Genomic DNA, 9,847 nt, shown 5'->3' on the forward strand with positions numbered 1-9,847 from the left:
CTAAGGTTGTTAGACTTATTAATCAAGTCTTTTTGCTTACCTGCAGCTTGATCAACTGCGTCCTTAGCTGCTTTCTTAGCGTCTTCAAGACTGGTTGGAACAACTTTTTCGATTGCTGTCTTACCATCTTGGCCTGCCTTAGTGGCACCATCGTTGGTTGTTGCGCCATCGATTGCGTCCTTAGCAGTCTGGGTTGCTGAATCAACTTGCTTGTTTAGTTCTTGCTTTTCGCTATCACTAAGGTTGTTAGACTTATTAATCAAGTCTTTTTGCTTACCTGCAGCTTGATCAACTGCGTCCTTAGCTGCTTTCTTGGCGTCTTCAAGACTTGGAACCTTAACATTATTGATATTAGAAACGCCATCGTCTTGAGCTTTCTTAATTGCGTCAGCTGTAGTTGCTTGAACAATAGCATTCTTTGCAGCGTCCGCTGCATCAGTAGCATCTTGGATCAACTTGTCTTTAGTAGTTTGATCAATATTAGTTGCTCCATTAATTTCACCCTTCTTGTTGACAAGAGCAGTATCGATGGCCTTATTGGCAGCTTTGGCAGCATCCCAATTAGGAATAATTTTCTCAGCTATTAATGGATCACCTTTTGCATTCAGTGCTCTCTGCTCACCATATAAGCTAGACATCATGTTATAGTAGACATCCTGAAGAGAATAAATATTAGCTGAGATTCCTGAGAATTGTTGACCTTTTGGACTTTTAATTAAATCTAGTTCACGAGAGTCTGTGTGTTGCGTAGTAAAGGAAATAACATAAGAAGAAAATTGTGAATTATTAGCGCTACCTTGTGACTTAAATTCCATTGCTTGGTTAAAGTTATCACTGCTAAATACGCCATTAACTCCACCCTGTGTGTCATTAATGATTGAGTCTCCATATTTTGCACCGTCTACTCCAGTTTCATTTGCAATTTTAAAAGTATTAAAATGAAAGTCATGATTGCTACCTAGATAAAGGGAATTATCTGCTGCATTATAATATTCTTTCCCATCTTCAAAGTAAGTCTGCCATAAGTTCTTTTTACCAGTATCCGTAGCAGTAGTGAAATAGTATGGGCCTTGCAAATATTCATTGTTATAAGCTGCACTATTAATTAAACCATTTGGTTCAACATCTGTCTTAGGATTAAATGAAAACTTCACTTCAGGTGATGGATTTTGTATTGGAATGTTAGTAGCGCTACTGCTACCGGGCTTAAATGTATGAGATTCAAATGATTCATTAGGATCACTAATTACTTCCATGTCAACTTTACCAAAGATTTGGTAGTCAGAAGTGAGAGCAATACCAAATGTTGCATTACATAACCCATGTAATGTACTGTGATAATTTTGTAATCCCTTATTAGGGAAGAAAACAACAGTCCAACGGGTCTTACCATTTCCTAAATCTTCTTTAGAAATATTGATATTATTTTTAATATCTTCAGCTGTTTGTTTAGGATACCCCAGCAAATTAGCACCACTAGCTTGAATATCAGCAGCACGGTAAACGTAGTCCTGACCATAAATAGTTATAATCTTGTAATATCCATCTTTACCTTTATAGATATTAGAACTGTAGTTATCTGAAGAAGTCAGATTAGTCTTATTGGCCAAGTCTTGATTTTCTTTAGCTGTCTGAGTACCAGTACCCAAACTAATAAGATTATAGAAGAAAGGAGCTACTGTACCTGCTGCACTTCTGTCACCAGTACCATTAATACCATTAGTTTGCATTAAATTCATAGTTGCTAATTTAGCTGCTGCATTTCTGTCAGTACCAGAAATTGCCACTAAATTCGTAGCTGTTGATGATTTAATATTAGTGTCAGCGCTACCTTGCGTCTTTGGTGCAGATTGTGAGGTTGTCGCAGCCTCTGTAGAATTATTAGCTGTTGCATTGTTACTTGCACTACTTTGTTGAACTTTTTCTGTTGCACTAGTTGCTTTCTGAGTATTAGTGTTATTTTGATCTACTGTACCTGCTGGATTTCTGTCAGTACCAGTACCAACGCTACCTTGCGTCTTTGTTGCAGATTGTAAGGGTGTCGCAGCTTCTGTAGAATTATTAGCTGTTGCATTGTTACTTGCACTACTTTGTTGAACTTTACTTTTCAATACAACTGCTGAAGTTCGTGGCAAATTACCGGTTGGTGAACCATTGGGAATTCTAACGCTTTCTACTGTGGTTGCTGCCTTTACAGAATGATCTGTAAAGTTAATTCCAAAAATAGTTACTCCTAATAATACCGAAGCCACACCAACGTTAAGCTTACGTAAACTATAACGCGGTGTCCGCTTAGTTTCTAAAAATTCGGGTCGCTTCATCGTTATTTTTACCTCCCAAATTTAATAACTAGTGGTGTATTGCAGTACACCAGAACAATAGTTCTACCGTTAAGCTATCATCCTATAAGCTATTAACCTAATTGTTGAGTATAATATTTCTTCAATCTGGTAATATTATAGCACAGTTTAGCGACTTTAACGACCGCTTGGCTCTCGATCCGGGCGGCTTTTCTGTTTGCAGTTAACTTATCAGATAGTAAAAGAGACTAACCGCAAAGGCTAATCTCTTTTCAAACACTAAAATTATTCAAGTTCGCGATTGAGAGTAGCGAGACGCAATCTCACTGCTCTCTTTTCATATATTGTGGTACTAGAAATAATGTTTCCCGAAATGTCAATTTAAATTAGAAAAAAGTTGAGAGCTGTTTATCGGTGACATGACTTAAGAATTCTTCAAGTGGTGTGTGGTAATTAAGTGACTTTCGTGGAATATTGTTTCTTCGATGCATTAGTTGAGTAATTAGTTCATCTGGTAAATTACGAAAGTCTAAGCGTTTACTGAGACCATCACGGCGTAAAATACCATTATTATTCTCATTCAATCCCCGTTGATTAGGCGCTCCAACCTCCGCAAAGTAAGTGTGAAGATCATGCTTATTGGCAATCTCACGCCAGCCGGCAAACTCTTTACCATTATCAAAAGTGATTGACTTAACAAAATGACGAGGCATTCTAGAAAGCCACTTATCTAAGTGGTAATTGATTGCTTCATCCGTCTTACGATGAACATTAAGGACGATCATCACTTTAGATTGTCACTCAACTAGCGTCATTACCGCACCATGATGGGCTTTCCCTTGCACTGTATCTGCTTCAAAGTGGCCAAATTCGTGTTGGTAGTGAGGGAAATCTTGATATCGCTGGTAAATACTACGACCGAGATGCCCCGCCTTACCACGACGTTCGACATAGCCATTTGGGTGTCGTTTCCCCTTCATCGGTAATTGGAGGACATTGAAATTATATTGTTCGCGAGCAAACATTCGATAAAGGGTTCGCCTACTACAGCTAATTGTTCGTTCTACCCGGCCAACGATCGTATCCGGCGTCCAGCCAACTTTAACCTGCTCATTGATATAGCTAATCTCGTTTTTGGACAGCTGAGTACGCTTACGGCCACAACGTTGCTTATTACGTTGGTAGGCTTTAAGATATTGTTCAATTGTTTTACCAGTATCCAGGAAACTGTAAATACGGTAAATCGTTTCCTGGCTTCGTTTAAGCAGTTTAGCAGCCTGGTAAGCTTTTGTACCTTGATACCAAAAATCAGCTATGAGGGTTAATTCACGTGTGGTAAGATGTTTATAGGTCATTTGTGATTGCCTTTCTTTTGATTAGGGATACTCAAAAGTCTATCACAAATGGCTTTTTTATTTTTCTAACTTAATTTTACAAACGGTGTTCAGAAACATGATTTAAAGCACGAAAAAAGCGGCAAGTAGCATTCAAAACTACTTGTCGCTATTTAATTACACAACTGGATAAGATTGGGGCATTCCCCAATAAGAACGTTTTTTAATCATCCTCACATTCCGCTTATAATCAGCGATTTCAAGGGTCTACTTTTTACGCAGTTTTTGAATTGTAAATTCGCCGGCAACAAAAAAGAAACAAAAAATGCCCCACTTATCAAATGATGATAAGTAGGACAACAGTCACTTACTTTTCAATAAAAGTAAGCAAAAATATCTAAATAGTCTCTATAAGCTAGCGTTTGGTATCTAATTAGAACCATAAGGTACCTTTTGACTACTATTTTGGTAGGGAACAACCCGATTTTTGCTTATTTTTGAATTAGTATGGTTCCGACAAATGCCGTCATATTGGGATTCCTTCTCCTAGCGCAATAGTCGAATTATTCGTACTCAAGGGATAATGCCCTAAAAGAAACCCCGTTAAAACGGGGCTTTTAGCTATTGCAAATTAACTTTGGTAGGATTTTGGTAGGGAACCTTATTTTACAGAACGAATATTTTGATTTCCAGTAAAATTAAGTTGGTTTTTTGTTGCTGACTTAAAATTAATATTTCCTTCCATTTTGTCCGCAATAGTTTCATCATTACGAGGCCAAAGATGCGCATAATACTTTAACGTAATCTCAGGGCTTGAATGCCCCAAGCGCCTGGAAATTGTCAAAACATCCGCATTGAATTCATTAATCAAATAGCTGACACTACTATGCCGTAATCCCTTCGCTTGAATGGGTTTAACACCTGCTAATTTAGCAAACCTCTTTACAATTAATGGTATTGTTGTCCGGCTCATTGGTGTATCATCATACGACATAATGAAATTATGCACACCATGTTTTTCCTGGTCTTTCTTCCAATTTTTAAGAATCCGAATAGTATCGTTATCCAATGATATTGTACGAATTCCGTTAATTGTTTTAGTATACGGCTTAAGTTCATAATCGTTTTTATTCTTCATCTCTAACGTCTTATGAATTTTCAGTCTGTGGTGTTCAAAGTCTATATCATCATATGTTAATGCCAATCCCTCACTCACACGCATGCCACATGTAAAGTATAAGTACAGGATAACAAAGCACATATGTTGATAGTAATCTTTGGTGTAAATTACTGACAAAACCTTTTCAAATTCTGATTTTGTCCAAAAAGCTACAGTACTTTTTCCTTTGTTAATGGTCTTCGTCCTACGCGATGGATTTTTAATTAAAAAATCCATCCGAACAGCGTAATCCAAGGTATTACGGAACATACAATAAATTAAACTCGCAAAGCCTTGAGAATAACCACTTTTACCTAGAAGAAACACCCGAAACTTTTCGCAATCAGTAGCCCTAATATCTCGTAGCTTTTTAGCACCAAACCACTTTTTTAAGTGCTTAAAAGTGCTTTGGCGACTTTTGAATGTACTATTCTCAACATCAGACTTATAAGATGGAATATAGAAATCATCTAAGAAGTCATCATATGTCAAACTATAATTAGCAAAGCCATTTCTTTCTTGGTACTCATTCTTTATTCTGACGGCTTCTTTATACGCCTCATGCGCAGAAGCAAATTTATTATGTTGAGCATCACGTCGTCCTTTTTTCTGAATTCTTCGACCAGTTATTAGGTCATGACCTAGTTCGACTAAGTAATAATACTGGCCTTTGTTATCAAGATAAACATTAGGATATTTAGTTTTAGCCATCTTGATCACTGTCTTCATATAAATGAAACCCAATAATATTTTCAACGGCCCTAGTCGGAACTACCCCAATTCGTTTCCCATTATAAAGAGCAAAGCCTTTATTAACAAGTTCAATTTTGGCATGATGAATAATATCGCGAGCCTGATGTTCCTTGAAGCCGATTGACATTAAATCTTTATAATTAACGGTTTGCTTTCCCATTTATGCGATGCTCCTTTCTTTTAGAAATAAATCATGAGACAATACTAGTAATATCAATTTATATAATTGGTTGATTGTATTTAGGGCTCTGTATTACTTTGGTCGGTTGCAGTGCTCTTTTTATTATATGCATTGGTATTACACCAATCGTCATACCGATCAACTATTTCTTGTTTATACATCTTTGAGTCAGGGTATTTATCATGATTTACTTCCATGACATACCCTACTCTTAGATATTCACTGGCAGGAACTGGATAGCGCTTATCAATTAGTGGTTTTATAATTTTAAATTTAGACGGATTCATCAATCGGTCCAAAGATTCAAAGTATTCACCAACATATCGGGCATTAAATTGTATCATCTCACCAGCAACCAATTGACCTAACTTAGCTATCTTGTTGGTATAGCTGATACAAGTCTTCTCTCCAGCATATTCAAAAAGCCCCGTATCAGTGTTTTGGTAATTAATATTTGAAAGCATAATCATGGGTTTCCAAATATAATGTTCCTCATTTGTTGACCATACGCTATCCAAACAATAACCTTGAACTATTGCACGAAACGTGAATCGTTGGTTGAAATTTGAAAGATTTAATTTCATTGCTTTGCTCCTTTTTTAATATACTTTTTTAATTCCGATAGCATCACCATACATATGTGCTAAAGCATCAATACGTTTTTCAGGTGGCAAATTGTAAAATGCATCATATTCATTCTTGCTTACCGCAAATTTAGAACACATTGATTTAATTTCATTTCTTGTAATATAGGCATTAGACTTACCATCCCATAATTCACCCAACTTTCCATATAACTCATCAGTTTTATAACGGATTTTAAATGTCTTAACAGTAATATCGGGTTCCGAATCACGGAATACATGTCCCAGATAATAGTGCAATTTCATCATTTCAGTAATTGCTTCATTCAATTTGTATAAGTTTGAATTCATAATTAAAGGTCTCCTTTTTAAATTAGATTAGATTCGTGTAGCAAAACATAGTTGGGTAATACCTTAACGTGATTCTTTTGAATCCGACGAATAGTTGCACTAAATGACTGTAACTGCGGAAGTTCACGTTCTTCGGTTCCGCGCATATATACCCAACCATGGTCATGAAATATTTGGATTATTAATCCGTAAGAATTTTTAATATCAAGATTATTTCGTGCTACATAGAAAGACCAGTTGCGGTAGACTTCTGTCCCTCTATGCAAGTAACTATCACCTTTCTTATCCTTTTTATTAACCTTCCAAAACTTCATAGGCTTATATCCTTTTTGAAGTTCGGTAAAGAATCGCAGAAAGAAAGGCGCATATTCGGCCGAGTACCAAACGCCATATTTTAAAACATCACGTCCTGGTTGCCATAATCGATTAAATTCGTCTTCTGAGTTATACGGTCTAGTTTCCCAGTACACAAACTGTCCCGATTGATGGTAGTTGATTGGTACTTGAGCCATATCAAATGAGAAATATAAATCTGTCGTTTGATTCCACGAGGTTTGTAAATGTTGGAATTTTTCCTCGTGTCGCATCGCCGTAATTCCAGTAATTTGATGGTTGACAACGTTAATTGTGGAACGTCCTTGATCAAGATACTTATTAAAGACTTGTTTAGGCGTAATTTTAGTTAATCCAACCATTGCACTTAACTGATTATCACGACTAAAAGTTAATCGAGTTCGTAAGTTCGCTGTTTCCTGGTCGGTACCGTCTTTTCTTTTAATGTATTTACCATCAAAATAGTTATGAACCATATCGTGATACCAAGGATTTTCTTCAGCCGTAATTTGGTCCATTGATTGAATAATTTCATCAATTTTTAGTGGCTTTTTGGTCCACGTTAGACAACCATCCGTTACATTGTTAAGAAATACTGCCTTAGGGTCAATTTTCCAAATTGCTCGTTGCAAGGTAATAATGTGTAACCGCGTAATAGACGTAAATTGGATAGCCTTTAGCGGATTAGTAATTCTACTAAACGGTACATAATACGGACGACCGTTGTTATAGTCGGGGCTGGTTTTCTTTTTCAATCCCTCAGCTGTTACCCCGTAGCACTGGTTCACAACGTTCTTGTTCATCTTGTCTTCGGGACTACCATGCACACACTGTTCTCGACGCTTTTGAAAAATGTCCTGAATATGACCTTCTTGACTTATCCCGTCAAGAGTTCCTAGAATAATTCGCGATTGTCTAACAAAACTCAATCGATGTGTAAAGACTTTTGCCCCGCAAGACCATGCTGTATAAGCATCAGTATAAGATAAAGTTACTTCATGAATTTTCCTAAAATAACGTGGACCTTCATTAACATTTTTAGGCGTTATCACAAATCCTTTGTAGTCTGAGGGATATTCAATATCAAAAATCCCCACACCAACCGTATAAGGACCGTTTATTTTTTCGGCAGCCTTCACAATACGACTAAACTGATTTGCTGCTAAATTGTGAAATTCCTTGAACTTTACAGCACCCAGGCCTGGTGCTATATCAGGAAGTAAATGTCCAGCTTCAGAATAAGCAGAACTAATATCCCAATCTCGCTTTTCTCCACCTTGAGGAATAATACCGGTGTAGATCACAATGTTATATCCACCGTTATAAGCATTAACAGCGTCATTAAACATTCTGTTTAAAGGAACGTCTATTTTGTTAGTCATATCATGAACTAGATGTTTATGACTCTTATCAGAACTTATATCAGTCCTAGGGAAGCAATAACCTTTACGAATCTTGTCAAAATCAAGATGTTCATTCAACCATCTTTTCAGGTCGTCTGAGGTTGGGTTGGCATGTAATTCATTGAAATGATAGTCACGAACTACTTTTCCCTTTTCGGTCTTGATTTCTGGTTTGCAAATGGTTCTTAAGAAACTTTCAAAATCTTTATCATTGTTTGTTCGTTGCTTCAATTGGCTAAGTAATTTAACTACTTCATCGACAATCCAATCGGAAGATTTCGCATTTTGACAACCAATGATGGAACCAACAATACTACCTAAGCTTGGTTTAAGTTGCAGTGGTTTAAAGTCGCCGAATCCATCATCAGTTAACTGCTTTTGAAACTGCAAAATGAAAGTTCCATATAGGGCAGTCACCACCACATCTTCTAAAGCATAATTTACAAAATCAGACTGACGATTTTCCCATAATTTTGTCATATGTGCCTTATAGTAACCTTTAGGGCAGCCATCTTGTTGGTCCCATTTTTCAGTATCAATCTTAGGGACACCGATTAGTTTACCTAGTCCAGCTAAATTCTCTTTTCCAGGTGCTAACTTAGTCATATCACGGATTACCAACTTATCATTTTTAGTAATACTTACAGCATTACGGTTTTCATCTGAGATACGCAATTTAAGAGGTTGGCTAGTAAAAAACGTATTACTATGAATAGCAACAATTTTGCTAGTATCTTTCTTACTTTTGGTATTTTCAGTTAGAATCTTTTCGTAATCCTGAAAAACACTAAGGTCAACGCCACCCCAAAAAGTCCAAAGTTCAATAGTTAATTTCTTAAGTTCCCTAACTTCTTTATATTTACCAATCTTCCATAAATATTTTTTGAGTAGTTTTATTACATCACTAAAACGAAAGGCCGAATCATCAGGGTCACGTTTCATAAAATATAAAGTTGGACTACGATTTCGATAGTTAAACCCAAGCTGAATTGAAATAATATCTTTAAGGCGACGTTGATTAACATTTATTAATTCACCACCAATTGAAATATTATTTCGACTTCCCGATTGATATTCAGAATCAAAAGCAACAATAACTTTATTGATATCCTCACCAGGTAAAGTCCAATTACTAAAAGGTTTTTCCTTAATAAACATGTAGTATTCTCCTTTTATAAAAAACAAAAAGTCGCTTAACTAGCAAGAATTTGCTAATCTAGCGACTTAATATAGAAATATATAATTAAATATAAATACCAGTTAAAGCTAACTAATATTCACATAAATATAGATAAGCACAACTTTGTTGTGCTATACGGAGTAAACAGAATAGCCGTATAAATATTGAAATGGACATAAGTTCAATACGTATTAATCATAACCACCCGTAAAACGGGTGGTTTGTACAACGGCTATAAGCCGATCAGAAAAGCCAGCGTCTCAAGGCGC

General features: G+C 36.3%; 6 protein-coding genes and 1 pseudogene. All 7 read right to left on the minus strand.

Translation table 11 applies throughout. From position 1 onward, the window contains the following. Window positions 1-2,321 (minus strand): LEA family epithelial adhesin (locus H9564_RS08475; protein WP_191685043.1); only part of this gene is annotated, 2,321 nt, incomplete at its 3' end. Window positions 2,322-2,686: 365 nt separating this feature from the next. Then, window positions 2,687-3,655, minus strand: a pseudogene (locus tag H9564_RS08480) (IS30 family transposase). Window positions 3,656-4,295: 640 nt separating this feature from the next. Then, window positions 4,296-5,504 (minus strand): tyrosine-type recombinase/integrase, encoded by a 1,209-nt coding sequence (locus H9564_RS08485; RefSeq protein ID WP_191685044.1) that lies wholly within the window; start codon window positions 5,502-5,504, stop codon window positions 4,296-4,298. Beyond that, window positions 5,497-5,706 carry a DUF3173 domain-containing protein gene (locus H9564_RS08490; protein ID WP_191685045.1) on the minus strand — a complete coding sequence of 70 codons (210 nt, stop codon included), beginning with the start codon at window positions 5,704-5,706 and terminating at the stop codon, window positions 5,497-5,499. The genes H9564_RS08485 and H9564_RS08490 overlap by 8 nt, the downstream gene beginning before the upstream one ends. A gap of 80 nt (window positions 5,707-5,786) precedes the next feature. After that, a complete protein-coding gene (locus H9564_RS08495; protein ID WP_191685046.1) occupies window positions 5,787-6,311 on the minus strand; it encodes a hypothetical protein in 525 nt (174 codons plus the stop codon). Window positions 6,312-6,326: 15 nt separating this feature from the next. Further along, on the minus strand, window positions 6,327-6,662 hold the full coding sequence (locus H9564_RS08500; protein WP_191685047.1) for a hypothetical protein: 336 nt from the start codon (window positions 6,660-6,662) through the stop codon (window positions 6,327-6,329). Window positions 6,663-6,679: 17 nt separating this feature from the next. After that, window positions 6,680-9,556 (minus strand): hypothetical protein, encoded by a 2,877-nt coding sequence (locus H9564_RS08505; RefSeq protein WP_191685048.1) that lies wholly within the window; start codon window positions 9,554-9,556, stop codon window positions 6,680-6,682. Window positions 9,557-9,847: the final 291 nt, after the last annotated feature.

The organism is Limosilactobacillus avistercoris, from assembly GCF_014836425.1.
Taxonomy (GTDB): domain Bacteria; phylum Bacillota; class Bacilli; order Lactobacillales; family Lactobacillaceae; genus Limosilactobacillus; species Limosilactobacillus agrestimuris.

Excerpts from the sequence above, each read along its gene's own strand:
- H9564_RS08485 (WP_191685044.1), bottom strand. The coding sequence starts at position 5,504 with ATGGCTAAAACTAAATATCCTAATGTTTATCTTGATAACAAAGGCCAG.
- H9564_RS08490 (WP_191685045.1), bottom strand. The coding sequence starts at position 5,706 with ATGGGAAAGCAAACCGTTAATTATAAAGATTTAATGTCAATCGGCTTC.
- H9564_RS08495 (WP_191685046.1), bottom strand. The coding sequence starts at position 6,311 with ATGAAATTAAATCTTTCAAATTTCAACCAACGATTCACGTTTCGTGCA.
- H9564_RS08500 (WP_191685047.1), bottom strand. The coding sequence starts at position 6,662 with ATGAATTCAAACTTATACAAATTGAATGAAGCAATTACTGAAATGATG.
- H9564_RS08505 (WP_191685048.1), bottom strand. The coding sequence starts at position 9,556 with ATGTTTATTAAGGAAAAACCTTTTAGTAATTGGACTTTACCTGGTGAG.